At 53.7% G+C, this 26,434-nt stretch carries 26 protein-coding genes and 1 riboswitch; of the genes, 8 read left to right on the top strand and 18 right to left on the bottom strand.

Features of this window, described 5'->3' with window-relative positions; genetic code table 11:
- Positions 1–3 precede the first annotated feature (3 nt).
- From cbiB to R2K26_RS06190, 17 genes are all read right to left on the bottom strand, one after another.
- Positions 4–963: an adenosylcobinamide-phosphate synthase CbiB gene (gene cbiB, locus R2K26_RS06110; RefSeq protein ID WP_316519336.1), complete on the bottom strand. Its 960-nt coding sequence runs from the start codon at positions 961–963 to the stop codon at positions 4–6.
- A complete protein-coding gene (locus tag R2K26_RS06115; RefSeq protein WP_316519234.1) occupies positions 960–1,559 on the bottom strand; it encodes a histidine phosphatase family protein in 600 nt (199 codons plus the stop codon). The genes cbiB and R2K26_RS06115 overlap by 4 nt, the downstream gene beginning before the upstream one ends.
- Entirely contained in the window at positions 1,556–1,873 is a 318-nt protein-coding gene (locus R2K26_RS06120; protein WP_176820906.1) for a bifunctional adenosylcobinamide kinase/adenosylcobinamide-phosphate guanylyltransferase, read from the bottom strand. The genes R2K26_RS06115 and R2K26_RS06120 overlap by 4 nt, the downstream gene beginning before the upstream one ends.
- The gene (locus R2K26_RS06125; RefSeq protein ID WP_316519235.1) at positions 1,873–2,625 is read right to left on the bottom strand and encodes an adenosylcobinamide-GDP ribazoletransferase; all 753 of its coding nucleotides are present in this window, start codon (positions 2,623–2,625) and stop codon (positions 1,873–1,875) included. Before R2K26_RS06125 ends, R2K26_RS06120 begins: the two co-directional genes overlap by 1 nt.
- Positions 2,622–3,146, bottom strand: a complete 525-nt coding sequence (locus tag R2K26_RS06130; protein WP_316519236.1) for a bifunctional adenosylcobinamide kinase/adenosylcobinamide-phosphate guanylyltransferase — start codon at positions 3,144–3,146, stop codon at positions 2,622–2,624. The genes R2K26_RS06125 and R2K26_RS06130 overlap by 4 nt, the downstream gene beginning before the upstream one ends.
- Positions 3,140–4,204, bottom strand: coding sequence for a nicotinate-nucleotide--dimethylbenzimidazole phosphoribosyltransferase (gene cobT, locus R2K26_RS06135; protein WP_316519237.1), 1,065 nt, complete (start codon positions 4,202–4,204; stop codon positions 3,140–3,142). The genes R2K26_RS06130 and cobT overlap by 7 nt, the downstream gene beginning before the upstream one ends.
- Positions 4,201–5,547, bottom strand: a complete 1,347-nt coding sequence (locus R2K26_RS06140; RefSeq protein ID WP_316519238.1) for a cobyrinate a,c-diamide synthase — start codon at positions 5,545–5,547, stop codon at positions 4,201–4,203. The genes cobT and R2K26_RS06140 overlap by 4 nt, the downstream gene beginning before the upstream one ends.
- 1 nt (position 5,548) lies before the next feature.
- The gene (cbiE, locus tag R2K26_RS06145) at positions 5,549–6,742 is read right to left on the bottom strand and encodes a precorrin-6y C5,15-methyltransferase (decarboxylating) subunit CbiE (protein WP_316519239.1); all 1,194 of its coding nucleotides are present in this window, start codon (positions 6,740–6,742) and stop codon (positions 5,549–5,551) included.
- A complete protein-coding gene (gene cobK / locus R2K26_RS06150; protein WP_316519240.1) occupies positions 6,739–7,473 on the bottom strand; it encodes a precorrin-6A reductase in 735 nt (244 codons plus the stop codon). Before cobK ends, cbiE begins: the two co-directional genes overlap by 4 nt.
- Positions 7,470–8,210 carry a precorrin-3B C(17)-methyltransferase gene (gene cobJ, locus R2K26_RS06155; protein WP_316519241.1) on the bottom strand — a complete coding sequence of 247 codons (741 nt, stop codon included), beginning with the start codon at positions 8,208–8,210 and terminating at the stop codon, positions 7,470–7,472. The genes cobK and cobJ overlap by 4 nt, the downstream gene beginning before the upstream one ends.
- A gap of 1 nt (position 8,211) precedes the next feature.
- On the bottom strand, positions 8,212–9,201 hold the full coding sequence (locus R2K26_RS06160; protein WP_316519242.1) for a cobalt-precorrin 5A hydrolase: 990 nt from the start codon (positions 9,199–9,201) through the stop codon (positions 8,212–8,214).
- Positions 9,198–9,956 (bottom strand): precorrin-4 C(11)-methyltransferase, encoded by a 759-nt coding sequence (gene cobM, locus R2K26_RS06165; RefSeq protein WP_316519243.1) that lies wholly within the window; start codon positions 9,954–9,956, stop codon positions 9,198–9,200. Before cobM ends, R2K26_RS06160 begins: the two co-directional genes overlap by 4 nt.
- A 2-nt stretch (positions 9,957–9,958) precedes the next feature.
- Positions 9,959–11,863 carry a cobalt-precorrin-5B (C(1))-methyltransferase CbiD gene (gene cbiD, locus R2K26_RS06170; RefSeq protein WP_316519244.1) on the bottom strand — a complete coding sequence of 635 codons (1,905 nt, stop codon included), beginning with the start codon at positions 11,861–11,863 and terminating at the stop codon, positions 9,959–9,961.
- Positions 11,860–12,885 carry an iron ABC transporter permease gene (locus R2K26_RS06175; protein WP_316519245.1) on the bottom strand — a complete coding sequence of 342 codons (1,026 nt, stop codon included), beginning with the start codon at positions 12,883–12,885 and terminating at the stop codon, positions 11,860–11,862. The genes cbiD and R2K26_RS06175 overlap by 4 nt, the downstream gene beginning before the upstream one ends.
- Positions 12,886–12,892: 7 nt before the next feature.
- Positions 12,893–14,059 carry an ABC transporter substrate-binding protein gene (locus R2K26_RS06180; protein WP_316519246.1) on the bottom strand — a complete coding sequence of 389 codons (1,167 nt, stop codon included), beginning with the start codon at positions 14,057–14,059 and terminating at the stop codon, positions 12,893–12,895.
- Entirely contained in the window at positions 14,056–14,925 is an 870-nt protein-coding gene (locus R2K26_RS06185) for an iron transporter (RefSeq protein WP_316519247.1), read from the bottom strand. Before R2K26_RS06185 ends, R2K26_RS06180 begins: the two co-directional genes overlap by 4 nt.
- An 86-nt stretch (positions 14,926–15,011) precedes the next feature.
- A complete protein-coding gene (locus tag R2K26_RS06190) occupies positions 15,012–16,085 on the bottom strand; it encodes a sirohydrochlorin cobaltochelatase (RefSeq protein WP_396897228.1) in 1,074 nt (357 codons plus the stop codon).
- 443 nt (positions 16,086–16,528) lie between these two features.
- Positions 16,529–16,741: riboswitch (cobalamin riboswitch) on the bottom strand.
- A 192-nt stretch (positions 16,742–16,933) separates the two neighbouring features.
- Here R2K26_RS06190 and R2K26_RS06195 point away from each other — a divergent pair.
- Positions 16,934–18,127, top strand: a complete 1,194-nt coding sequence (locus tag R2K26_RS06195) for a Gfo/Idh/MocA family oxidoreductase (RefSeq protein ID WP_316519249.1) — start codon at positions 16,934–16,936, stop codon at positions 18,125–18,127.
- Positions 18,128–18,188: 61 nt separating this feature from the next.
- Here the strand turns inward: R2K26_RS06195 and mutY are convergent, their stop codons facing one another.
- Positions 18,189–19,238 (bottom strand): A/G-specific adenine glycosylase, encoded by a 1,050-nt coding sequence (mutY, locus tag R2K26_RS06200; RefSeq protein ID WP_316519250.1) that lies wholly within the window; start codon positions 19,236–19,238, stop codon positions 18,189–18,191.
- Positions 19,239–19,438: 200 nt separating this feature from the next.
- Here mutY and R2K26_RS06205 point away from each other — a divergent pair, with 200 nt between their 5' ends.
- The 7 genes from R2K26_RS06205 (at position 19,439) to sigG (ending at position 26,415) form a co-directional block, all read left to right on the top strand.
- On the top strand, positions 19,439–20,215 hold the full coding sequence (locus R2K26_RS06205) for a tRNA threonylcarbamoyladenosine dehydratase (protein WP_308450046.1): 777 nt from the start codon (positions 19,439–19,441) through the stop codon (positions 20,213–20,215).
- 64 nt (positions 20,216–20,279) lie between these two features.
- A complete protein-coding gene (locus R2K26_RS06210; RefSeq protein WP_396897225.1) occupies positions 20,280–20,402 on the top strand; it encodes a hypothetical protein in 123 nt (40 codons plus the stop codon).
- Between the two features lies 1 nt (position 20,403).
- Positions 20,404–21,285 carry an ATP-binding protein gene (locus R2K26_RS06215; RefSeq protein ID WP_316519251.1) on the top strand — a complete coding sequence of 294 codons (882 nt, stop codon included), beginning with the start codon at positions 20,404–20,406 and terminating at the stop codon, positions 21,283–21,285.
- 180 nt (positions 21,286–21,465) lie between these two features.
- On the top strand, positions 21,466–21,948 hold the full coding sequence (locus R2K26_RS06220; RefSeq protein ID WP_316519252.1) for a MarR family transcriptional regulator: 483 nt from the start codon (positions 21,466–21,468) through the stop codon (positions 21,946–21,948).
- On the top strand, positions 21,935–23,737 hold the full coding sequence (locus R2K26_RS06225) for an ABC transporter ATP-binding protein (RefSeq protein WP_316519253.1): 1,803 nt from the start codon (positions 21,935–21,937) through the stop codon (positions 23,735–23,737). Before R2K26_RS06220 ends, R2K26_RS06225 begins: the two co-directional genes overlap by 14 nt.
- The gene (locus R2K26_RS06230; RefSeq protein ID WP_316519254.1) at positions 23,700–25,352 is read left to right on the top strand and encodes an ABC transporter ATP-binding protein; all 1,653 of its coding nucleotides are present in this window, start codon (positions 23,700–23,702) and stop codon (positions 25,350–25,352) included. Before R2K26_RS06225 ends, R2K26_RS06230 begins: the two co-directional genes overlap by 38 nt.
- A 283-nt stretch (positions 25,353–25,635) precedes the next feature.
- Positions 25,636–26,415 (top strand): RNA polymerase sporulation sigma factor SigG, encoded by a 780-nt coding sequence (gene sigG / locus R2K26_RS06235; RefSeq protein WP_176820275.1) that lies wholly within the window; start codon positions 25,636–25,638, stop codon positions 26,413–26,415.
- Positions 26,416–26,434 lie beyond the last annotated feature (19 nt).

Raw genomic sequence — 26,434 nt, forward strand, 5'->3', positions numbered from 1 at the left:
CCTTTACAGTAAGACGAATGCCGCGCGAACGAGCAGACCGAGCACGAGTGCCAAAATGCTTTCTGCGTACATCATGCGGTCGGCTTTCAAAATGTCCTCCGGCATGATCGGGCGCAGCGGGTCGCCGATCGTCGGCTTATCATAGTATTCACCGAAATAATATGCGGGCCCGGCGAGCTGCACGCCGAGCGCACCGGCGCAGGCACTTTCGGTCTGCGCGCTGTTGGGGCTTGCGTGATTTCGGCGGTCGCGCCGCCAGATCTTCCACGCGCCCTTGACGCTGTTTCCCGTGAATCCCGCCGCGAGCACCCACAAAAGTGCCGCGATACGACTCGGAATGTAGTTTGCGGCATCGTCAAGCTTTGCGGGCACGCGCCCGAAGTTTATGTACTTTTCATTTTTGTAGCCGAGCATGCTGTCCATCGTGTTGATGGCTTTGTAGGTCAGCGCAAGCGGTGCGCCGCCGATGAGCATGCAAAGAAGCGGCGCGATCACGCCGTCACCGGCGTTTTCGGCAACGGTCTCCACAGCGGCTTTTGTCACGCCCTCCATGGAAAGCGCGTCGGTATCACGCCCGACAATGCGGGAGACGGCCTTGCGCGCGGCGGGGAGGTCGTTCTTTTTGAGTTCCTTGTAAACGTTGCAGCTCTCCTGCACAAGCCCCTTTGCGGCAAGTGACTGCGCGCACCAGAACATTTGAATCAAAAGTCCGAACACCCAATGAATTTTATAAAAGAAGAAGCACACCGCGCCGGAAAGCAGGAATGTGCCGACAGGCAGGATGAATGCGGTGATTGCGCCGCCGATGCGCTCGCCACGCGGTGTTTTTGGCAAAATTTTCCGCAAGCTTCGATCTAAAAAGGAAATAACCTTGCCCATATATACAACCGGGTGCGGCAGCCACAGGGGGTCGCCGAAGATTGCGTCTAAAATGAATCCGCCGAGGACGGCGAAGAAAATCAGCATGTGGCCTCCTTTGTGTACTGCACGGTCCCGATGAGATGCAAAACGTGCTTTTCCTGCCAATCGCGGGCATCGAGCACATAGCCGCCGGCAGTCGGCGCACACCATTCATAATAATTTTTCTGCGGCACAGCGTACTTTTCCATGACGGTCATCTGCGTGCCGCCATGCGCAACGATAACGAGCATGTCTTCACTGTTTTGAATAGATTGATTTAGCAGTGATTCAAATGCTTTGCAAACACGCTCGCTGAAATCCGCTTTGCACTCGCCGCCGGGACAGGTGCTTTCGCAGTTCGAATCCACCCATGCGCGGTAGGCGAAATCGTGCTCCATCTCTTTATAGTTACGTCCCTCAAATACGCCGAAATTCATCTCGCTGAGGTCGTTTACGGGGATATACTCGGCAGTCGGAAATAAAATCTCCGCTGTCTGTTTTGTGCGCTTTAACGGCGTGACATAAACGGTTTTGGGCGAAAAGTCCGCCTGCTTCAGTGCCGCAAGCCCGGCCGGTGAGAGTGGAATGTCCGTCACGCCCTGATAGCGGTGATCAACATTATAGGCGGTTTCACCGTGGCGCAAAAGGTAAATTTTCATTTGGGCAGTTCCCCTTTCAAGACGGTCGGAATGCCGCAGAACATCTGCACAACACAATCGGCACGCGCGGCGAGCAGGCATGCCAAGCGGCCGGCTTTTTCGCGGTTTGCGCGCTCTGTGGCATCAACGGGCACAACACCGCCGCCGACTTCCGTTGCGGTGATAATATCGTATTTTTCAGAAAGTATTTTAGCAAGTGCTTCGAGGTCTTCCGTCGTTTCGGCCTGCTTTTGCACCTCAAAACAGCATGTACCGCCGAGCTTTTGCGCGAACGTGCGCTTGCCGCTGTAAAGCGGACCTGTGATGAACAACATTACAAGATTCCTCCCCACTGGCACACGGCAAGCGCTGCCAACATGGCGAGCTCTGCCCTTTGCAGGAACCACCCGGCAAGGTCGCCCGTGATGCCGCCGAATTGCTTTTTCGACACTGCGTAATACCGCCAAAAGACAAGTAAAGCAGCCAAAACGGCCGCCCAGCCGCCGAGCATGAGCATCGCAGCGCCGAGCACGACAGTATAAATAATCAAGACACGACGCACCGTTATGCGGTCTGCGGCTTCCGCGAACGTATGCGCAAGGCCGGTGTTTTTTGCCATAGGAAATGATGCCACGGCGAGGCCGGAAAACGCACGCTCCAAGGTGAGTGCCAATATCCAAACCACACCGAAACGTACCGTAAATTTCACCGAAGCACAGAGCGCAAAATACAATATGAAATATGCGCATAATCGGATAACTGCAAATGCACCGCAGTGTGGGTCTTTCAAGATTTCGAGCTTCTTTTCCGCATCACCGTAGCTTGAGAGCGCATCGCATGTATCGGCGAAGCCATCCAGATGGATGCCGCCGGTGACGAGCACAGGCACAAGGCAAAAGCCTGCTGCGCGGGCGAGCTCCGGCACTGGCAGGACGCCGACTAAGCACCACAACCCGCCGCACACTGCACCGATGAGCGGGAATGCGCACAGCGCGTATCGCATGTTCTTTTGGCTCCATTCGAACTGCGGCATAGGAATTGCTGAAAACATAGCAAACGCCACGGCAATCGTCTGCAAAATCGTCATACCTTTTCCCCTCCTTTGTAATAAACCGGGATACCGCATACTACGCGGCAGACGTGATCCGCGCGGGCAGCGATGCCGTTTTGGATCTGCGCCAGCGCTTTGAGGTACAGATCTGTTTCGTCGGCATACGCTGCACCGCCGCTGAACACCTCGTTGCCGACGACAATCAGATGTTCGCATTGTTTATATAGTATTTCGACGCCGTACAGAACGGCTTCTGCGGTATTGACCCCCGCACCTTTCGGATCGTACAGTTCGTTTGCGGTCAGGTTGCCGAGGTCTTCGAGCAGAACCATTCCGCGATTTGGTATTCTGATTTTATCAAGACTGATAGGGGATTCGATCGTTTCAAACTGTTTTTCTTTTCGCATGGCGCGGTGCTTTTCGACGCGTTTGGCGCACTCTTCATCCCACACCTGCATGGTGGCGACGTAGTAACGCGGCAGCGGGAACTTTAAGGTCAGGCTTTCTGCATAGGCGCTTTTGCCGCTTGCTGCGCCGCCGATGACGAGCGTCAGCATTGCGGGGTGTACGGCGCGATGCCGCCCTCCGTGAACGAATAACAGTTGTTATAGACCGCAAGCGCCATGTCCCACAGCGGCAGGCTTGCGACCGCGCCGGTGCCCTCGCCGAGGTGCATATTCGCCGTGATGAGCGGCTTTTTGCCGAGCGCTTCCAAAACGATACGCGCCGCGGGCTCCGCCGAAACGTGGCTTGCGAACATGGCCTTAGTCGCCGTCGGGCACAGCCGTGCCGCACACAGTGCCGCCACACTGCTGATGAAACCGTCGATAATGACAGGAATATTCTCCAGAGCACCACCCAAAAACACGCCGCACAGCCCGGCGATATCTAAGCCGCCGAGCGCCGACAGCACGCCGATCACATCGGTTTTTTCGGGATGATTGACCGCGATGCCTTGATAGATGACCTCAATCTTGCGGCGCAGACCGTCATTGGAGAGTCCCGCGCCGCGGCCGGTCATTTCTTCGGGCGCGCGGTCGAGCAAAACGCAGCTCACGGCGGCAGAGGTTGTCGTGTTGCCGATGCCCATTTCGCCGGTCGCGAGGAGCTTTATGCCCTGCGCTTTCTGCTCGCGAACGAGCTCGATGCCGGTCTCGATGGCTTTTAAAGCGTCCTCACGAGACATAGCAGGTCCGCCGGTGAAATCATCCGTACCCGCACGCACACGGCAATTTTTCACACCGTCCACGGGCGCTCCCGCGATGCCCATATCGACGGGAGTCACACCGCAGTGCACCGTTTCCGCCATTTTGCAGACGCTTGTTTTGCGCTGCGCAAGATTCTGCAAAACGGCGCGCGTCACGTCGCTGCCGGACTGGCTGATGCCCTGCGCGATGACGCCGTTATCCGCGCACAGCACCAAGACCGCGCGCTTTGAAAAATCGAACTGCGGCGCGCCTGTAAGCGCAGCCACATCTTCTAATAATGGTTCGAGATCGCCAAGCCCGCCGAGTGGCTTTGCAAGCGACGCCCAATGCGCGTGGGCGGCTTTGCGCGCGGCTTCATCCGGCTGCGTGATTGTTTTGAGCCGGTTTTTAAGTTCTGTTTCCGTCATATTTTGTCCCTCATGTAGCGGCGGGCGGCGTCCGCAAAGCGCTGCGGCAGCGGCGTGCCCGCCCAGTATAAATGCGGAAAACCCGCATAAAAATGTTCGTTTGCAAAAGCACAGTCCCACGTACGGCCGTTCGGCTTTGTCGCTGTGCACGCTATGCCGTTTTCGGTGGAATCCCAGTGGTGAAATTCGTGCACAGGAAGCAACTCGTCTTTTTTTAGCAGCATGCTGTTCTCCTTCGCAGTAAGCGTCGCGTAACCGAAGCGCACGAGGTGGCCGACCTTAAAGCCTTCGCCGGGCAGAACGCCTGCCATACGGTATTTGTCGCCGTTTACATCTTCAAGTGTTTGACCTAAATACAAAAAGCCGCCGCATTCTGCCACAGTCGGCAAACTGTTTTTAATTGCGGTTTTGATGCGCAAAAGCATCTCGGTATTTTCGCTGAGTGCCTTTGCGCAAAGCTCCGGGTAACCGCCGGGCAGATACAGCCCGCCGATATTTTGAGGCAAACTTTTATCGTGCAATGGGCTGAAAAAGACAGGTTCTGCGCCGGCTTCTTTGAACGCTTCAAGCGTTTCGGTATATGTAAAACAAAAGGCTTCATCCCTTGCAACGGCGATGCGCACATTAGGAATCGGAAATTCCTCTTTCGGTACTTTGGGTGCCGGACACGCAAAGACGCTAAAGAGTTTTTCAAAATCGACCGTCTTTTTCATCGTCTCATGCAAAAGTGTGATCTTCTTTTGCAGATTTTCAATCTCACCGGCGGTTTTAAGCCCCAGATGACGACTTTCGATCGCAGCTTTGGGCATTGGGGGCAGATAGCCGATAACAGGCACACCTGTCTCCTTTTCGAGCACCGGTGCTAAAATACGGTACAAATTTTCTTTACAGTCATTCAGTATAATACCGGCGATATGGTGCGGTGTGCGAAAGGACATTAAGCCGCGTACCTGCGCTGCGAGGGTTAAGCTTGCACCCTTCGGACGCAGGACAAGCAGGACGGGTAGATTCAACGTATCGGCCAAATGCCACGCACTTGCGATGTCGCTTGTACCGCCGAGACCGTCATAGTACCCCATAGCACCCTCGCATATAGCCGCACCGTGATCGGCTGCGCTTTTATTATATAAATTTTGCACTATTTGCGGCTTTGAGAAAAACAAATCAAGATTGTGACTTTCAACGCCGAGCACACTGCGGTGAAACATGGGATCAATATAATCGGGCCCGGATTTAAACGCACAGGGGTTGAGGCCGCGGGCTTTGAGCGCCGCAAGCAACGCAATGGTGACGGTCGTTTTGCCGCTGCCGGAGTTCGGCGCGGCGATGAGCATTTGCAGCATGTCATTCCCTCACAATCAAAAAAACGGGATTATTCGCCTTCATCAGGTGCAAATTACCGACTGAACTGCTGCGGCTTATGGAAATTTGTGTGATTTGCGCAGTCATGCCGTGGGTTGCAAAAGATGAAAGCGCCGTTTGCAGCGTTTCAAGCGCGATAGCGGAAACACACAGGCGAGCACTCGGATTTGCGGTCAATACAGCATCGATGATCTCGGGCAGATTGCCCTTACTGCCGCCGATAAACACGGCATCCGGTGCAGGAAGACCCGTTAATTTTTCCGGCGCTTTGCCCTCTGCAAGTGTCAAATTATGTACATGAAATTTGTCTCGATTTTGTTTTATCAGCGAACAGGCAGCTGCGTCACACTCCACGGCATACACGTATCCGAGCGGCGCTGCAAGCGCCATTTCTATGCTGACACTGCCGGTCCCCGCGCCGATGTCCCAGAGAATATCGGTCGGTTTAACAGCAAGCTTTGCGAGTGCCGCGGCGCGAACCTCCTGCTTTGTCATGGGTGTTTTGCCGCGGATGAAGACTTCATCCGGCAAACCCGGCACACGCTGCACGGGTACTTCACACGACTCTACAAGAAGCACACATAGCGGTGCAAAAACACTTTCAGATATTTTTCGTACTGCATTCTTACTGATTTTTTGCTGTGGTGTACCGAGATTTTCACCGACAACCGCCTGCACGTCTCCCAGCCCGGCTTCGGTGAGTTTCGCGCAGATCACTGCGGGAGTAACTTCGCCGCCCGTTAAGAAAAATGTGGGCTTGCCCATGCTGCACGCAGCAACAGGGTCACATGCACAGCCGTGCGCGGAGACGAGGTTCCAGTTCTGCCACGGTTCGTGGATGGCAGCAGAAAGCAACTGTACGCTGGAAACGCCCGGAATCACGGTGTATTCGATGTGGCGTTCATCGAGCACGCGGCACAGTGCAGAGGCGCCGGAATAAAACCCGGTGTCACCGCTGTATACAAGTGCGATATTTTGTTCTTTTGTTGTTTCAAGCACGGATAAAATCTCACCGATTTTATACATTGCGATACGATTTTGCGTACAGAAATCCGGCAAGTTTTCGAGTAAACGCTTTGCGCCGATGATGAGTGTAGCTTCATGCAAAGCTTGTGCTCCCTGCATTGTTACGCTGTCGAATGTGCCGCCCCCCATGCCGACTAAAGTGATTTTCATAGCAATTCTCTACACCTTTCAAGGATACTTTCAACTGTCTCCCCGTTCTCCCGCGGGCGGCGCAGTACAATGAGGCGTGCACCGCAGTATGCGCAGGCTTTTGCTTTTTCCATAAAGCCGCCTACTGCGCCGCCGTCTTTTGTAACGAGCCATTGAATGTTGAATTGTTCAAGGATCACGCGGTTGAGGTCAAGTGAAAACGGGCCTTGCATGGCGATGATGTTGCGGTGCGGAATATCGAGGGCTTCGCACGCGCGAATGCCGTCGAGCGTGGGCAATACACGCGGGAAAATCCGCTTTATATCTAGATTTTTAAAAGCGGGCAACTCCTTTGCACCGGTCGTGAGCAAGACATTCCCGGCAGTACTTTCGAGATATTCTGCCGCTTCTGCTGCCGTTTCAAACACGATACTGTTCTTCGGCAATTCGCTTTCGGTACGGAGCAATCGATGGTACTCAACGCCTGTCATTTCACACGCTTCACAAATGGTGCGCGTGGCTTCTGTTGCATAGGGGTGCGTTGCGTCCACACAGATTGACGCACCATGCAAAAGTTTCGTCATCTCTGCAGCAGTGCATCTACCTACATGAATTGTGATATTTTCATTCTCGTATTGTTCTTCTGCGCCGATCTCTGTTGCAACACTGACAAGAACTTCTACGCCGAGATTTGCCAAAATTTTTGAAAACTGTCTGCCCTCTGTCGTTCCGCTGAACACCACAGCTTTCATACCGTGCGATACCCCCTTGGCGTTACCATTTTGCCTTCGATATTCTTTGTTGTTTTGTTGCCTATATATACAGTCGTGAACATATCAACCTGCTTGTTTTCAAGTTCGCGGAGCGTTATGATCTCACTTTGCTGCCCCTCTCTGCCAATGTTGCGTACGATGCCGCAGACGGTCTCCTCCGATTTGCCGTTTTGGAGCAAAATACGGACGGCACGCTGCAAATAATCGGGCCGGCCTTTCGAGGACGGGTTGTAGATTGTCACGCAGAAATCGCCCATGGCGGCGCAGGCAAGGCGCTTTTCAATTATCTCCCATGGGGTGAGTCGGTCAGAAAGGGAAATTACGCAAAAATCATGCGCAAGCGGTGCGCCCAAAACCGCACCGCCGCTGAGCGCTGCCGTAAGTCCCGGAATGATCTCGATCTCGACGCTCGGGTAATTGGGTGCAAGTTCCAAAATCGGGCTCGCCATGCCGTATACGCCGGCATCTCCCGAACAGACAAGCGCCACGGTTTTGCCGCTTTGCGCGGTCTCAAGCGCCCAGCGGCAACGGTCGATCTCCTTTGTCATGCCCGTTGCGTGCACCTCTTTTTGGGGATAGAACGAGCGGATAAGATTGATGTAGACGGTGTAGCCGCACAGCACATCGGCGTTTTCGAGCGCCGTTTTCGCCTGTGCGGTCAAAAACTGCGGGTCGCCGGGGCCAAGGCCCACGACATAAACGAGATTTCGCTTCATTTTACACGCTCCAATCCGGGGTAAAGGGTTTTGCGGCGACGGCGAACGTCACGCCGCTGTATATATGCTTTTCGATCACCAATTCGCCGCCCGACGCCAGCACGGCCGCACGAGCGCAGATGTTGTCAACGCCCGTTATCTGCTGCACAAATGAAGATGATGTGAATTTGCCGGACGTTTTTTTGAGCTCCTCGGCTGTATAAAAACGGATGCTAAAATTATGGTTTTGACAGAATTCCAAAAGCCCCGGTTCATCTTTTTTGAGGTCTATGCTCGCACACGCACAGATGCTTTGCGGTGCACAGCCTGTTTCTTTGCAAAATTGTTTAAATGTTGCTTCGATATGTTCAGCCGATGTGCCGCGTTTGCAGCCGACGCCAAGCACGCAGATTTTTGGAACGAGGTGCAGCGCATCGCTCTGCGGGTGGAGTGTTACGGAAAAATCGGCTTGAAGGTTCTCGTCTGCCGGGAAAACATTTTTAGGTTGAGTGCCTGTGATTTTCCACTGCGAGTCATAATAAACCACTTTACCGGCGAGCAGTGTGCCGCTGACGGTTTTGATACGCTCAGGCTCGAGCACGTGGCAGTTCTGCGCTTTCGCCCACTCGTCTACGGCGAACACACCCTCGACGTCGGTCGCGGTCGTGATGACCGGCACTGCGCCGCAGATGCTCGCGAGTTTCTTGGCAAGGTCATTTGCGCCACCGAGGTGACCGGACAAAATCGGAATGGAAAACCGACCGCGCTCGTCGAGCACAATCACAGCGGGATCGGTCGCCTTGCTTTTACAATGCGGCGCAATGGCGCGCACGGCGATGCCGACAGCGCCGATGAAGATGAGTGCATCGGATTTTTGAAAGTTTTCGGCCGTCCACTCGGATAATTTCACGCCGTTTTTACCGCCGCGACTGATGCTGCCCGGATGTGAAAAAGCCAGACTTTCTGCGAGCTTTAGTCCGGTTTCAGTGAAAGCGATATATGCGCAGCTCATGCTTTGCTGCCTTTCCGATATTCCGTCGTGAATGTGGGATCGTAGAGCTTGCTGCGGTCGTATTGTGTGCCGAGAAAATCTCCGACGACAATAAGCGCCGTTTTGGTAATGCCCGCTTTATGCACGCTTTCGGCCAAATCACCGACAGTACAGCGCACGATTCTCTCCTCCGGCCACGTGGCTTTGTAGACGACTGCCACAGGAGTGGAAGCCGTATAAGCACCCTGCAAAAGCGCCTGCTGCACCTGATTGACCAAACCGATTGAAAGGAAAATCACCATGGTCGCGCCGTGCGTGGCGAGGCTTTGCAGCTTTTCTTTTTCCGGCACGGGCGTGCGGCCTTCCATGCGCGTGATAATAACCGTTTGACTGACAGACGGCAACGTATATTCTGCGTTTAAAGCTGCCGCCGCGCCGCAGAAGCTGGAGACACCAGGAGTGTCGTCATAGGGAATGCTTTCTGCATCAAGCCTATCCATTTGCTCGCGGATTGCGCCGTAAAGGCACGGGTCACCTGTGTGCAGGCGAACTGTTGTTTTGTTGTTCTTTTCGTTCTCGCGCATGACGGAAATCACATCTTCCAGCGTCATTTTGGCGCTGTTATAGATCGTGCAATCCGCTTTAGCGAGCCCCAAAAGTGCGGGATTGACAAGGCTGCCGGCGTAGATAATACAGTCGGCAGTCTGTAAGAGCACCGCACCGCGCTGCGTGATGAGGTCCGGCGCGCCCGGGCCGGCACCGACAAAATGTACCATGTTTACGACTCCTTCCACTTTTGCAGCAATTTTTCTGCGGTTTCGGTCTGCCCAAGGGGGCCGGTTTGATTGGAAAACAGCACCGCGCCGACTTGGAATGCACCCGCTGCGCGGCGCTCGAGGTGCAGCTGCACAGCGTTTATCAGGCCGTGCATGACGGGCTCGCGCAGACCGTTTTGATCCAAAATATCAAGGCAAGCGTCGGTCGTTGCAGCTTGTATCAACGCTTCACAAACCTCTTTGTTCGCGCCCGCAAGCGCCGCATACGTGCAGAAAAGCTCCGTGCGACAGTCCGCCATGCGGGAGTGCGTGTTCATAATACCGCCCGCGACCTTCACAAGCTTACCGATATGCCCGACGAGTAAAACTTCTTCAAAGTGCTCTGTTGCAGCGGCATCGAGCGCGTCACCGATAAAATTCGAGCACTTTATGATGGGAATATCCAAGAGCGCGGGGTAGGTTTCACGCAGATAATCGAGGCCGTAGTTGCCGGGCGTCAGAATCAGGCGGCGCGCACCGTTTTTGAGCGCAGCCTGATGAATTTCCAGCTGCATCGTATCGACGATTGCCTGCTGACTCATCGGTTCCACGATGCCGCTGGTACCGAGCACCGAAAGTCCGCCGATGACGCCGATGTGTGGATTGAACGTCTTTTTCGCGGCTTCTTCCCCACCCTCGACGGAGACAAGCACGGAAAAGCCGCCTTTATACTCAAATGTTTTGGCTTCTTTTAAGAGGGCTTCGGTGATCATCTCGCGCGGAACGCGGTTGATGGCCGCCGCGCCGACGGGCTGGTCAAGCCCGGGCTTGGTCACACGGCCAACACCCTTGCCGCCGTCGATTTTGACGACGCCGTGTTCATTGGGCAAAAGCGTTACATTTGCGATGACGGGCAAGCCGTCCGTGGCGTCAATATCGTCTCCTCCGTCTTTGCGAATGGCGCATACGGCGCCGGTTTCGGTCTTCTCACAGTAGATTGGCGCGACCTCAACAACGATGCCTTTCGGTGTACGCAGACCGACCGTTTCCGGGGCCTTGCCGGTGAAAAGCAGTCGCGCCGCACCGGCGGCACCGAGTGCCGCGCACGTGCCCGTTGTGTAGCCGCAGCGCAATAATTTTTGTCCGCTGCGAATGTAGTGTTCAAACTTTGGCGGCTCCTTTTTACCGAACAGGAACGTGTATTCTTCGTTGGACATTTTATATAGCTTTTGTATGTTCTCTTTTTGAAACGCGTCTTTTACGGTCATGATGTCCGAGACACTGTTCGGCGAAACGCAGACAACGGCATCGGAGAGCTTCTGCGCGAGGTCAAGCTCGTGCAGGCTCAGGATAATTGCAGTATTCTTCTCTTTTGCGAGGCGACGCAGGATTGTCATGAGCTCCGCTTTACCTTTAACATCGAGAAATGAAGTCGGTTCGTCCAAAAACAGAATTTCCGGCTCCTGACAGACCGCCCGTGCCAAAAGGACACGCTGGCGCTGACCGTCGCTAATCTTATCAAAATCGCGGTCGGCAATATCGGCTGCATTTACGAGATGCAGCGCGTCGAAAACCTGCTTTTTATCTTCTTCGGAGAGAATCCCGAGGCGGCCTGTGTATGGGTAACGCCCGGCTGCGGCGACATCAAAGCAGGTCGTGAGCTCTGTGCGGTTCGTGTGCGGCACCATCAGCGCCATTTTGCGCGCGCGGGCATTCGGTGCGTATACCGAAAGGGACTGCCCATCGAGCAAAACGGTCCCTCCCTGCGGCGCAAGCTGCGCGGCAAGCGTTTTCATCAGGGTCGATTTACCCGCGCCGTTCGGGCCGATAAGCGTCAAAATTTGTCCGCGCTCGGCGGCGAATTTTATATGCTCCAAAAGCGGCGAATTGTAGCCGACCGCAAGGTCGTTCGCTTCACAATAGCTCATGCTGCCGCCTCCCTTCTCTGCTTGCGCACAAGCAGCAAAATGACCACCGGTGCGCCGAAAATCGCCGTGACGGAGCTGACGGAAAGCTCCGTCGGCGCAAATATACTGCGCGCGATGAGGTCACACAAAAGGCAAAATGCTGCACCGCCTAAAACGCACCCCGGCAGCACGTGCAAAGGCTTTGCACTGCGGAGTGTGCGCTTTACGAGATGCGGCACCGCGATGCCGACAAAGGAGATCGGCCCTGCAAATGCCGTGACGCATGCCGCGAGCAGGCTGGATAACAACACAAGTGCGACTGAGAACGGACGCACGGAAACGCCGACACTCTGCGCATAGGCTTCACCCATTTGGTACGCCGCCATCGGTTTGGAAAGCATAAACGAAAGCGCAAGGCATGGCAGCACAATTAAAGCCGCCGTGAGGACATTCTCCCACGTCATGCCGGAAAAGCTTCCCATCGACCAGTTGTGTAGATTCACGATGTTGGAATCCTGCGCAAATGCAACGACAACGTCCGTGACAGCCGAACAGATATAGCTAATCATCACGCCACAGATAACGAGCACGCCTGCGCGCTTTACGCGCTGTGAAACGGCCAAGACGAAGCCCATAGCGACCATGGCACCGACAAATGACGCTAAAATCAGCGTGAGTGAGCTTGTGAACAAGCCGTGATTTAAAAGCACGACCATCGTGAGTGCAACGGCGAGCTTTGCGCCGCCGGAAACACCCATAACGAACGGCCCGGCGATAGGGTTTGCAAAAAAAGTCTGCAATAAGTAACCCGAAACGGACAGCGCCGCACCGAGCAAAACGACCATGACGGCGCGCGGCAGGCGTAAACCAAATATGATCTTTTGCGCGAGTGCGTTATTCCCCGCGCTGAAAAGCGTGCTTAAAATGTCCTTCGGCGAAAGGACCGTACTGCCGCAGAAAATGTTCAGCATAAACAGCGCGAGCAATGCAGCCGTGAGCGCAAGATATGAAATTGTCAAACGCTTTGTGCCGTTTTGTTTCATGGTTTCCTCAGCTTACATGTGTCAGAAATTTCAGTTCATCTTCGTTGACCGCCTTCGGGCTTTCCGCCGTGAACACGCGGTTCATGTCCAAAATCAAATCGGGCAGCTCCATGCTTTCCTGAAACAGGCTTTGCGTGGTACACCAGACGTTGCCGTTCTGCACGGCTTTGAAATCTGCCAGCATGGGACATTTTGATAAGAGCTGCTCGGTTGTTTCAATCTTGCCCTCGATGGTGCTGTTGTAGATTAAAACATCTGCATCTTTCGCGCCGGCGTAGAACTCCTCAAGCGAAAGATTGATTGTTGCGAGGTTGTTGCCGTTATCGGAAAGATCGGAAAAAACGTATTCGCCGCCCGCCATGCCAATCATCTTCGCAACGTAATCGTTCGATTTACGCACCGTGACGAGGTTATTCGACGTCACAGAGAAAAACGCTGCCGTTTTGCCTGTGGTATCCTGCCCCAAAAGCGGCCGGATGCGCTGAACCTGCTCGTTGAAGAACGTTTCGGCTTCTGCCTCTTTATCAAATAAAATGCCATAGAGCTTCACCCACTCCATGCGTGCCAAGGGGTCGGATTCATAGCTGGAGCGCTCAACAAGCACAGGAATGCCAAACTTTTCAAGCTGCTCTTTTACTTCCGGCGTGTGGTAGATCATTGTGTTTTCAATCGCGAGGCCGCAGTTTGCAGACACGATGCGCTCGTAATCCGGCGCGCTGTACTTACCCGCGTAGGAAATTTCACCGTTTTCCATGGCTTCTTTCGCTTCCGGCAGATACCAGTTTTCGGCGCTTGTGCCGGAAAGCGTGACGGCGCTTCGTGCATCGAGCTTCAGGATCGGGTCCATCGCAGACGTGGAGACGAGATAGACATTTTCAAGCGGTTTCTGCAAAACAGTGATGTCTTCCGAAAGACCGTTCGGCACGGTACTGTTTTCCGGCACGACGAGGTAGCGGGAATTCTGAATGGTGATGAGCCTTGTACCGCCGGTGCACTCGTCCACGGTGAACTCTTTCGCGTATTCGAGCGGATAGGCGCTTTCGACTTGAAAATCTGCTTGCGTTTCATCGGCCTGCGCTGGGCTTGATGTACTCTCAGGCTGTGCCGGGTTTGCTGCGCAGCCCGTGAAAGCCAGAAGCAAAAGCGCCGCTAAAAGCGCTGTAAGCCGTCTCATGCGGTAAGAGACGCGCTGTCAAACGTCAGGGTGTATTCGATCTCGTGCGGAGTGCTCATGGCCGTGGTATCTGCCGTAACGGCGAGTGCGGTATCGAGTGCGGCGACGGGAATTTCAAACACGGAGTTGCCTTCGGTATTGACGGGCAGATACTTTTCGCCGTCCACGATCATATAATCGTAGTTTGGGCTGCTCCATGTGATCTTCGCGGTCATTTTGCCGTCCGCAACGGTGAGCTCCGTGGGGCTCTCGATTGTTGCACGGCCGGAACCGCCCTCAAGCGTGACGTTGCACGTATACGTGCCGTCCTCCGGCACTTCGGTCTCTGCGTCGCTTGCGGTGTCCTCAACGATCGGCTGCGGGTCACGCACGCTGACCTTGTGGTCGTACCACGTGCCCTTCGTGCCGATGAGCGCAAGGTCAAAATCTTTATCGACGCTTTTCAGCGGAATGTCAAAGCCGTAAACTTCTTCCGATGTGCCGTCTTTATAGGTGACGGTATCGGTGGTCGGCTGAAGCCATTCGCTTTCGTTCTGCTTTGCGTCCTCTGCCGTACCGAGGTACAGATTTAAGATCTTCTTAGAACGCAGGCTGACATGGAACGTCATCTCGCCGTTTTCAACTGTCAGCGTACCCATGCCCTCGCAAGCTTCGTTCGCCTGAAACATAGAGCTGTCCGTTTTGAACTCTGCCGTGTACACGCCGTCTTCCGGCACAACGTCCGGCTCTTCGGTGGGGGTAGGCTCTGCGCTTGAAACGGAAGTTTCGGAAGACGCACTGCTTTCATTCATATTGCCTGCGCACGCGCTGCACCCGAAGGTCAGGAGCGCTGAGAGCAAAAGGGCTGTAATCTGCTTCTTTTTCATTTTGTTATACCTCTTCTTTATTTTAAAAACAATCTATAAACATAAGCGCCCGAAGAGCGATTCTCTCCGGGCGCTGTGTTTACGGATTAGCCATTCAAGGAATCAATCGCTGCCTGCGCGTGGTCGATGTAGATCTGCTGAATATCCCCAATCTCACCGAGACCCGCAATCTGCGTATCAACGCTGTCGAAGCAGTCCGCAGCCTTGAACTGGCTCAACCAGGAATCCTCATCGTCGCCAGCCATATCGTTGTTGGCATGGTCACCTGCAACGACCATCAGCGGGCGGAGCACAACCTTCGTAAAGCCTGCTTCCTTTACCTTTTCGATAACGGCTTCGCAGGAGGTGTCTTCCGGCTCACCCTCAACGGTGCCGATGAATACGTTCGTGTAGCCGAGTGTTTCCATGGTGGTCTGCATCTGGCTGTAGCTGACCTTTGCAACATGCGCCGTACCGTGGCCCATAAAAACAAATGCGGTACCGTCTTCTGCAGCGGCAGCGACGTCATCATAACCGGCGGTTTTCACAGCTTCAGCTGTGATGGCCTTTGCAACAGCTTCCTTATCCGCGTTGATAACCGTCGCATCGTTGCCCACTTCGCCGAGCAGCGGCTCTGCAACGGCGATGCTCTCAAACTTATCCTTATACCGGTCAAGTATATCGTTCATCTCGTCGTACTCTGCGCCGTGCATGAGATGCGTCGGCTGCACAACGAGGTTCTTGACGCCGTTTGCGACAGCGCGATCAAGCGCCTGCTGCATGTTATCGATCTTCTCATCGTCGCGCGCCTGCACGTGGTTGATGATGATCTGTGCGGTGAACGCGCGGCGGACAGACCAATCCGGGTAGGCTTCCTGCAAAGCGTCCTCAATGCCCTTGATATCCTTTACGCGACTGTCGTTGAAAGACGTACCGAAACTGACAACGAGCAGCTCGTTTTCGCCGATTTCGTCTTCGTTGCGCGGGTCGTCTTTTGCAGCGTCGCCCGTATCGCGGCCGAAGTAATCCGGGTCGGCGTTATCGCCTTCCACAATCTCCTTCTGCGCATCGGTCAGCGCGTCCCAAGCTTCTCTTGCTGCTTTGCATTCTTCATCGGTATTGTCATTGCGCTCCTGCACATAGATTGCATCGATGAGATCCGCAACATTCTTCGCTGCCATTTCGTCTGTTTCCTCCTCGGTTGCGCTCGCCGCGCTGCTTTCCTCTGCGGAGCTTTCGCGGCTTTCAACTGTGGAAGAAGTGCTGCTCTCCTCAGAAGATGCGCTCGAAGACGCGTTATTACCGCAGCCTGCGGCAGCGGTCGTAAGCATTGTAACTGTCATTACCAGTGCGGCGGTCTTTTTCCATGTAAGCTTACTCATGGGTTGTGCTTCCTTTCCGTGGTCAATATCGGTCCTTATCGTATTTTCGCTGAAAGAACGGTACAGGAAACTAAGGTATATATGAATTTTCTTTCAAATACACCATAAAGCCCATGAGAAAAGCCGAGGTCCTTTGTGCTGCTGAAACGTACAAAATGTATAGAACGGCAACACAAAAAGACCCCGGCGTATAGTCAGAGCATTTTCGGTACAACCAATTCCTCGTGATTTGGAGTGCGACACTCCCGTACCAACACACAGGCAGGTTTCCCGGCTGAAAGATCGTCATCTGCCGCCGCCTTCCCAAGCTATGCTCAGTGACCGGCAAAACGCCATGGCGGCAAACTCCCTTATCACGGTGACGAGATCGTGCGGGATTTGCACCCGCTTCCCTTTTACCCTTTTCTATGCGCTTTTAAAAGCACACGAAAGGCACCTGTTGTTTTCATTCAGTTTTCGCTGTACAGTATAGCACAGGAAATGCAAAAAAGCAAGAAAATCCGACGCTTTTTGCCTTGCATGCAAATTTGCCCGAAACTTAAGTAAAACATCTTGCTATTTTATGCGAAACGTGTATAATATACGTGAAAATGGATGCGTGAATTGCCGAGTGGCGGCGATTTACTTTTATCGGGGAGGAATTGAATTTGGTCAAAGTTGCAATGATCGGCGTCGGTGCCATCAGCGGCATTTACCTTAAAAATATCACGAACGTATTTAAAGAGGTGGAGCTCGTCGGCGTATGCGACCTCATCCCGGAGCGCGCGGAAAAAGGCGTGCAAACGGTGAAGGAATACATCGAAGCAGGCGCAAAAGCCCCCGTGCCGAAAATTTATAAGGATATGTATGAAGCGTTCAACGATCCCGAAGTGGAGGTTGTTCTGAACCTTACCCGCCCGTATGAGCACTATGGCGTGACGAAAGCCGCGCTGGAGCACGGCAAGCATGTATTCTCCGAAAAGCCGCTTGCGGCGGACATGGAGGAAGGCACAAAGCTGATGGCGCTCGCAAAGGAGAAAAATCTCCTCATGGGCGGCGCGCCGGATACGTTCATGGGCGCAGGCATCCAGACCGCACGCAAGGTTATTGATGACGGGCTGATCGGCGATGTCATCGGTGCGACATGCGCAATGATCCAGCACGGCCCCGAGACATGGCACCCGGACCCGGATTTCCTCTATAAAAGAGGCGGCGGTCCAATGATGGACATGGGCCCGTATTACGTGACGGCGCTCGTGCAGCTCATCGGCGAAGCAGTCGGTGTAACGGCTGTGACGAAAAAGTCGTTTAAAGAGCGTCTGATCACCTCCGAGCCGCACTACGGCGAAAAGATCGACGTGGAGGCCGATACGTACCTCACCGGCAACATCACGTTCGCGAACGGCGCCATTGCGCAGGTGTTCACGACGTTTGACGTGTACTATCCTTCGCAGAACTACGCACGCTTTGAAATATACGGCACGAAGGGCACGATGATTGTGCCGGATCCGAACACGTTCGGCGGCCCGGTACTTTTGATGCGCCCCGAAGACGTGGCAGCAACGCACTCCGATCCCGGTCTGCGCACAGGCAATCTGCCCGCTTACGCCGGCTACAAGGAGATTCCTCTGCTGTTCGACTACAACGTGAACTCCCGTGCGCTCGGCCTCAGCGACATGTGCAAGGCGCTGCGCACCGGCCGCGATTTCCGCGCGAACTGCCAGCAGCAGTATCATGTGCTGGAGATCTTGACGAGCTTTGAAAAATCCAGTCGCGAGGGCAAATTCATCCCGCTGACGACGCATTACACGCGCACCGCGCCGATGAAAAACAACCCGATGCACGGCATTTTGGACGACTAAAATCGCATAAAAGCACAGCCCGCAGCTTGGGTTTTCCTGCTGCGGGCTGTTTGCTGCTTATTTATAGTGTTTTCAGCTCGTCTGAAAATCGCCGAAAAGCGGTAGGCAATGCGAAATCGCGCTCAAGCTCCGCAAGGCTTGCCCATGTAAACGCTTCGGACATCGCGTTGCAGCGGATCACATAGCCAGTCATCTCCCAGCGAATATGTGTAAAAATGTGCGTCTTGTGTGTTTCGAGCATCAGCTCCTTCGGGTCGGTGTGAAAGCTCTGCGCTGTTTGTACGGCGGTTTGGGCATCGAGCTTTTGAGGTACGTTCGGAAACTGCCATAACCCGGCGAGCAAACCCGTTTCGCTTCGCTTTTCCACGGCGAATCTGCCATTGCATTCGAGCAAAAGCACGGTACGCTCTTCTGTTTTCTTTGCGGCTTTCGGACGTTTTACGGGGTATTTTGTGACGTTTCCGGCTTTATATGCACGGCAAAAGCTCTGCGTGGGGCAGACTTCGCACTTGGGGCTTTTCGGCGTACAGACACACGCGCCGAGCTCCATGAGCGCCTGCGTGAACGCGCCGCAGTGCCTTTTCGGGTAGACCTTGCAAAGCGCCTCCCCTATCTCTTTTTTTACCTGCGGCAGGTCGATCGGGCGGTCGTCCGCCGTCATGCGCATGATTATGCGCAGCACGTTGCCATCCACAGCCGCCGCGGGCTGCTCAAAGCAAATGGACGCCACTGCGCCCGCCGTATATGCGCCGATACCCGGTAGCTTTTCGAGCGCTTCGGCGGTATCGGGAAAAGTGCCGTTTTGCGTTTCGGTGAGGAGCTTTGCCGTTTTCTGCAAATTTCGTGCGCGGGAGTAATAGCCGAGTCCTTCCCAGAGCTTTAACACGCGGGCTTCGTCGGCTTCTGCAAGTGCCTGTACCGTGGGGAACGCTTCCATAAAGCGCTCGTAATACCCGATGACGGCTTCCACACGCGTTTGCTGGAGCATGATCTCCGAAACCCACACACGGTACGGCTCCTTCGTGTGCCGCCAAGGCAGGTCGCGCGCGTTTTTCTCGTACCACGGCAGCAAAACTCCCGGCAGCGCAGCGTAAATTTCGTTTTGTTCCATACTATCCCCTTTTTCCACTCTTTTGATCTTGGGTTTACAGTATAGCACACCCGTTCTAAAAAAGGAAGCGGTATTGCATGGAAACGGCAGATGCGGTATAATCGGTATTATCTTGACTTTCCCGTTTAAGTTTTGTATACTTTACAAAGCATACTGAATTTATAGGCGATATAAAGACAAACGCTAAGGAGCGAAGAAATATGTTGAACCAATTTTCCAGAACGGAGCTAATCTATGGCCGTGATGCCATGGAGATGCTGAAGGATGCGCGCGTAGCCGTTTTCGGCATCGGCGGCGTGGGCGGCTACACGGTAGAGGCGCTTGCGCGCAGCGGTGTGGGCTCGCTCGACCTCATCGACGACGACAAGGTCTGCCTGACAAACATCAACCGCCAAATCTACGCGACGCGCAAGACGGTCGGTCAGTACAAGGTGGATGTTGCGGCCGAGCGCATTAAAGACATCAACCCGGACGCCGTGGTGCGCACATACAAGACTTTCTACACGCCCGAAACGGCCGACCAGTTTGATTTTAAACACTACGATTATATTGTGGACGCCATTGACACGGTGACAGGCAAGATTGCGCTTGTGATGAACGCAAAAGCGGCGAAAACGCCGATCATCTGCTCCATGGGTGCCGGCAACAAGGTAGACCCGACCGCGTTTGAAGTGACAGACCTATACAAGACCTCCGTTTGTCCGCTGGCGAAGGTTATGCGCAACGAGCTGAAAAAACGCGGCGTGCGCAAGCTGAAAGTGGTTTACTCCAAAGAGCTGCCCATCACACCCGTGGACGACATGGCCATAAGCTGCCGCACGCACTGCATCTGCCCGCCGGGCACCGAGAGAAAGTGCACGCAGCGCCGCCAGGTGCCGGGCAGCAACGCTTTTGTGCCATCCGTTGTGGGACTCATCATCGCGGGCGAAGTCATCAAAGATCTGACCGGCTTCAAAGGCCGCGGCATCGGCGCATAATCTACTTGGATTACGCCGCAAATGCGCCTGCTCCGTAGACCCCCCCTCCCGCGCGGTATATGCCGTGAGCCGCGACCGTAAAAATGCGCTGAACTCTTGGCGCATCAGTTTAAGCCATCCGATGACCGAGGATGAACTCGATGAATTTGAGAGGATCTTCGACAAGCTATATTTGGAGTTTACATAAAATGGAAAGAGAACTTGAACCCTACCAGCGCGTTGAGCGCAGTATACAAAAGAAATTCCGCAAGTCAATCTGGGTGCCGTTCATCGCTGCAGTAAAGCGTTACGAGCTCATTCAGGAAAACGACAAGATTGCGGTATGCATCTCCGGCGGCAAGGATTCTATGCTGATGGCAAAGCTTTTGCAGGAGTTGCAAAAATACAGCGAAGTTCCGTTTGAGCTTGTGTACCTTGTGATGGACCCGGGCTACAATGAACTGAACCGCAAGAAAATCGAAAGCAATGCGGCATTACTGCACATTCCGATCACGATTTTTGAGACCGATATTTTTTCTGTGGCAAACAACACCGAAAAGAATCCGTGCTATTTGTGTGCAAAAATGCGACGCGGACACTTATACAGCAAAGCGAAGTCGCTCGGCTGCAACAAGATCGCACTTGGACATCATTTCAGTGACGTTGTGGAAACCACTGTGATGAGCATGTTTTACGGTGCGCAATTACAGGCGATGCCGCCAAAGCTGCACAGCCAGAATTTTGAAGGTATGGAGCTCATTCGCCCCATGTATTGCATCCACGAAGACGACATTTTATCATGGAAAAGATACAACGATTTGGAGTTTATCCAGTGTGCATGCCGCTTTACGGAAAACTGCGCAACGTGTGACAATGACGTAAGCGTCTCTAAGCGGCAGGAAACAAAGCTTTTATTGCGCCGCTTAAAACACGATAATCCAAATATAGAGAAAAGTATTTTCAACAGCATCCATTCTGTTTGTCTCGACACAATGGTCGGATATAAATCACGCGGTGTGACACACACGTTCACCGAGATCTACAACACCCGCACGGAAGAACTGAAAGAAGAATCAAAAGAAGACGAATAACACAAAGGGCGAACAGCGGAAATCTCCGGCTGCTCGCCTTTCGTTACAGCAAAAGAGTTAGATGATACTAACTTTCAAGAAGTTTTATTTACTTTATGTAGTTGACAGTGCGTTTTAGTTGTGCTATCCTCTATTTTAGTTGAACATACAACTAAACACTTTTAACGGAGGCACAGCTCTATGGACAACACAGAGCGCCAGATAACCAAGATCGCCCGTGAAGCAAATCGGTTTACGGTGCAGACGATGAAAGAAGACGGCATAGGCACAGCGGAAATGGATGTGATCCACTTTGTACGGCATAACCCCGGTACAACACAAAAAGAAATGTGGGAAGCGCTGAGGATCGACAAGGGCGCAACGGCGCGTCGCGTGGCGCGGCTGGAGGAAAAGGGCTACCTCACCCGCGAGCCGAATCCTCTGGACGGCAGAAGTCAGCTGCTCTACCCCACTGAAAAAGCCGAAGCGCTCCGCAACTCCAAGGCGGAAATTGAGGGTTCGTTTTACGAGTGGCTGCTCGACGGCCTGCCTGACGACGAAAAAGAGGTGTTCTGCAAAACACTGAACACCCTCTATTTAAAATCCAAGGAAGAACGCCGCGCAGGTTTTCTGCATGTCGCGCAGCGCGTAAAAGAGAAAGAGGCTCAGAATGAAGACAAATAGGAAGTCTGCGGAGTTTCAATCGAATCGTGTCCTCTCTTACTTTAAAGCAGAGTGGAGAGCACTGCTGATTGTCACAGTCTCCGGCCTGATCTACAACATCGGTCTTTTGACCGGGCCGTGGTTTGAGGGCACGATGACCGGGTACCTTGTAGAGATTTTAAACGGCACCGGACAGTTTTCCGGCATGCTGATGCTCGTCATCAGCTTTGCGGTCGTCACGGCGGTCGTGCAGATCTCACGCTACGTGAAGCGCTTTTACGTACGCCGCTTTGCAAACAATGTGAATCGGCGCATGAAAGAAACTTTGTACGGCAGCCTTGTGAAAAAAAGCCGTGCAAGTTTGCGCGAAGAAGGCGAAGGCAATATCATGACGAAGGCCATTCTTGACGTAGACGACTGCGTGGAGGGCATGCGCAAATTCACGACCGAGATTTTCGACACCGGCGTGGCGCTGACAGCATACCTCTGCATGCTGCTGTGGTATGATTGGCGTTTGACTATTTTGTGCATGCTTTTCCCGCCGATCTCGTATGTTACGGCGGAAAAGATGAAAAAAGTCATTCAAAAAGCCGGCGCGGCGTACAAGGAGCAATCCGGCCGGCTGAGCACCGCTACTCTGGACCGTGCAGAAAACGCCATGACCTACCGCGTTTTCGGTCTTGAAAAAAAGCGTCAGGCTGTATACGAAAAAAACCTGACGAGCTATGAAAAAGCAGCCGTGAAAGCGAACATCTGGAACGCCGCCATGCCGCCGATCTACCGCATCATCTCTATGGCGGGCGTGTTCTTCATTTTGTATTTCGGTCAGAAGAATGTGCTTGGTACCGGCTGGCAAGCATGGAGTATTGCTTCGTTTACAACGTTCCTTGTATGCTTTGTAAAGCTTTCCGTAAAATCCTCCAGCGCCGCAAAGCTCTTTAACGCGGTGCACAAGGCGCAGGTCTCTTGGAACCGCATCACGCCCCTGCTACCGCAGGAAGAGGAAAACGAGACCGATGAAGTCAAAGTAAAGAAAACGCCCGTTGCGGCGCTCAAGGTCAAGCACCTGAGCTTTACATACCCGGACGGCAAGAAAATTCTCGACGATATTTCGTTCTCGGCGAAAAAGGGCCAGATCATCGGCATCACCGGCGCAGTCGCATGCGGCAAATCAACGCTCGGCAAGGCGTTTTTGTGCGAATATCCGTACGAAGGCCACATCACGGTGGACGGCGCAGAGCTGCAAAACATGGAGCAAAGCGTGCGCACGGGCATCGTCGGCTACCTTGGGCACGACCCGGAACTCTTTAACGACAGCGTGGAAAACAACGTTCTGCTCGGCGACAGCAAAAACAGCGATACGTATTTAAACGCTGCGTGCATGAAGCAGGAGGTCGCGGAAATGACCGACGGCAAAAATACGCTCATCGGCAGCGGCGGCGCGTACCTTTCCGGCGGTCAGGCAAAGCGCCTTGCGTTTGCCCGCACGCTGTGCCACGATAAGCCGATCCTCATTCTGGACGATCCGTTCTCCGCGCTCGATAAGAACACGGAAAAACAGGCGTTCGTCAATTTGCAAACGCTCGCAAAAGACAGCATCGTGCTTTTGATTTCGCACAGGTTATACCTTTTCCCGGAGATGGACGGCGTGATCTGGATGGAAAACGGCAAGGCCGTGACCGGCACACACGAAGAGCTGCTGAAAATCGTCCCCGAATACGAAAACCTGTATACATCGCAAGTCCATACCACAGAGAACGGAGGTGCCGAACATGACGCGCAAAAAACAAGTGAGAACGGTGATCTTTGACACCGTAAAAAAGCAAAAAGACCTTTCCCTCGGCATTGTTTTGGCCGTTATCGGCGCTGTTGTGTTCGCACTTATCCCGCCGCTGATCTTAGCCAACATCGTAGACTCCATCACAGCCGGAACCGACGCTGCATTCGCACGTATCCTACTGTATTTCGCCATGCTGGCGCTCACCGGGTTCACAGAATCCGCGCGTGAAAGCCTGCTCGTGGTGTTCGGCCAGAAAATCACCCACGCGCTACGCAGCAGCTTAATGGACAAATTTACACACCTTACCGCCGACAACATGACAAAACAGGAGCCCGGCACGCTCGTTTCCCGCTTTGTCGGCGATGTCGATACCGTTGAAACCCTATTCTCCTCCGGCATCATCAGTATGTTCGCCGATGCGTGCAGAATCATCAGTATTCTGGTCGTTATCTGGTTCCAAAACCGCGGTCTGGCAATCGTATTGCTCGTTTTGCTGCCGTTCCTGTTCTGCTTCACGCGCCACGTGCAGAAAAAAATACTGGCAGCGCAGATTGAAAACCGCAAGGCCGTGGGCCGCGCTTCGGGCCACGTGCCGGAAACACTGCACAACATCCGCACCATTCACTGCCTCGGCAAAGAGAAGTACATGGAAAAGCGCTATGACACGTACATCAATGAGAGCTACCGCGCTATGGAAAAGACGAACTTCTATGATGCCGTCTACTCCCCCGTTATCCTCATTACGAACGCAGTGGTCGTCGCCGTCGTCATGCTGCTTTCCGCTTCCGGCAACACCACCGTGCTGACGTTGTTCGGTATGTCCGCCGGTACGGCTGTTGCCGTTATCAACTATATTTCGCAGATCTTCACACCGGTTGAAAGCCTTGGCATGGAGATTCAGACCATCCAGTCCGCGTTGGCGGGCATCCACCGCATCAACGAGTTCTTCGCGCTGGAAGAAAATCCCGATACCGTACCGACACATGAGCCGAAGACCATCACCGCAAGAAGGGGAAGCGTGCCGTTTGTCGAGTTCCGCGATGTCACGTTCGGCTACGATAAGCGCGTGGTGCTGGATCACTTAAGCTTTAAAGTCATGGACGGCGATCAGGTCACGCTGACCGGCCGCACCGGCGCCGGCAAGAGTACCATCTTCAAGCTTCTTCTCGGCCTTTATAAGCCGCAGAGCGGCGAAGTGCTCATTCACGGCGTGCCGGCGGCCGATATCCGCGATGATGAACGCCGCCGTCTGTTCGGCTGCGTGGAGCAGACGTTCCACATGGTGCCGGGCACCGTGCGCGACCAGATCACGCTATATGACAGCACAATCAGCGACGAAGCCGTGCACACTGCGGCGGAGCTCACCGGGCTCAAGGATACGATTGAAAGCATGGAAAAAGGCTACGACACGCGTTGTACCGATGATCTGTTCTCGCAGGGTCAATGGCAGCTTTTGTCCATCGCAAGAGCCGCAGCAGCCGTACCGAGCATGCTGCTGTTCGATGAGATCACCGCGAATCTTGACGCCGAGACCGAACGCGCCGTGCTTTCCGCTTTGAAACGCGTAGCGGAAAACCGCACCGTCATTTCCATCTCGCACAGAACTTCTGCCGAACTTGGTCGCATCATCGCTCTGACAGATTAAGCACAACACACAAAAGACGAACAGTGAAAGACCCATTGTTCGCCTTTTGTACACGCTTTAAGTTTACATAATTTTAGCCATTCGTACATGGAACACCGCTGCTTCGTATCTTATGACCCAATCATACCATGTCGCTCGCGAAATGTCCACTTTTTTTTAATTTTGAGCAGATTTTTCTATGCGAAAATCATACAAAACTGATTAAAGCTGATTATACCGCTTAAAACCGCCCATACTCCTGTTTGCAAGCGCCGCAAAAATTGCAAATTGTGGAGGTGCTTTTATGTATGCGTATGCGCAGAGCAAAGTGGAAATTTGCGGAGTGAACACGGCAAAGCTGCAAACCCTGAAAAATGACGAGATGCGCGAGCTTTTAGACCGCAGCCATCACGGCGATAAAGATGCGCGTGATAAGCTGATCTGCGGCAATTTACGTTTGGTGCTCAGCGTCATCCAGCGCTTTACGAGCCGTGGTGAAAACCCGGACGACCTCTTTCAGGTGGGCTGCATCGGGCTCATCAAGGCCATCGATAATTTCGATCCAAGTCACGAGGTAATGTTCTCCACCTACGGCGTGCCGATGATCTCCGGCGAAGTGAAACGCTTTCTGCGTGACAACAACGCCGTGCGCGTCAGCCGTTCCATGCGTGACACGGCGTACCGCGCCATGCAGATCAAAGAGCAGCTGACGAACGAAAACGGTAAAGAGCCGAACATCACGGAAATCGCAAAGCGCATGGAGTTGCCGCCCGAAGACATCGTCATCGCGCTCGAATCCATCGTGGAGCCGGTGTCTCTTTACGAGCCGGTGTTTTCCGACGGCGGCGACACCATTTATATTATGGATCAGGTGAAAGGCGGCACGACGGACGGCGACTGGCTGGAGGAAATTGCCATGCGCGAGGCGATTCGCGATCTGACCGACCGCGAGCGAAAAATTCTTTCCATGCGGTTCATCGACGGCAAAACACAGACCGAAGTCGCCGGGGAAATTGGCATCTCGCAGGCACAGGTCTCACGCTTGGAAAAAGGCGCGATGAGCCGCATTAAAGCAGAGCTGTGAGCCAGAACGGCAAGGGAAT

Source organism: Neglectibacter sp. CSJ-5, assembly GCF_032490475.1.
In the GTDB taxonomy this organism is placed as follows: Bacteria; Bacillota; Clostridia; order Oscillospirales; family Acutalibacteraceae; genus Hominenteromicrobium; species Hominenteromicrobium mulieris.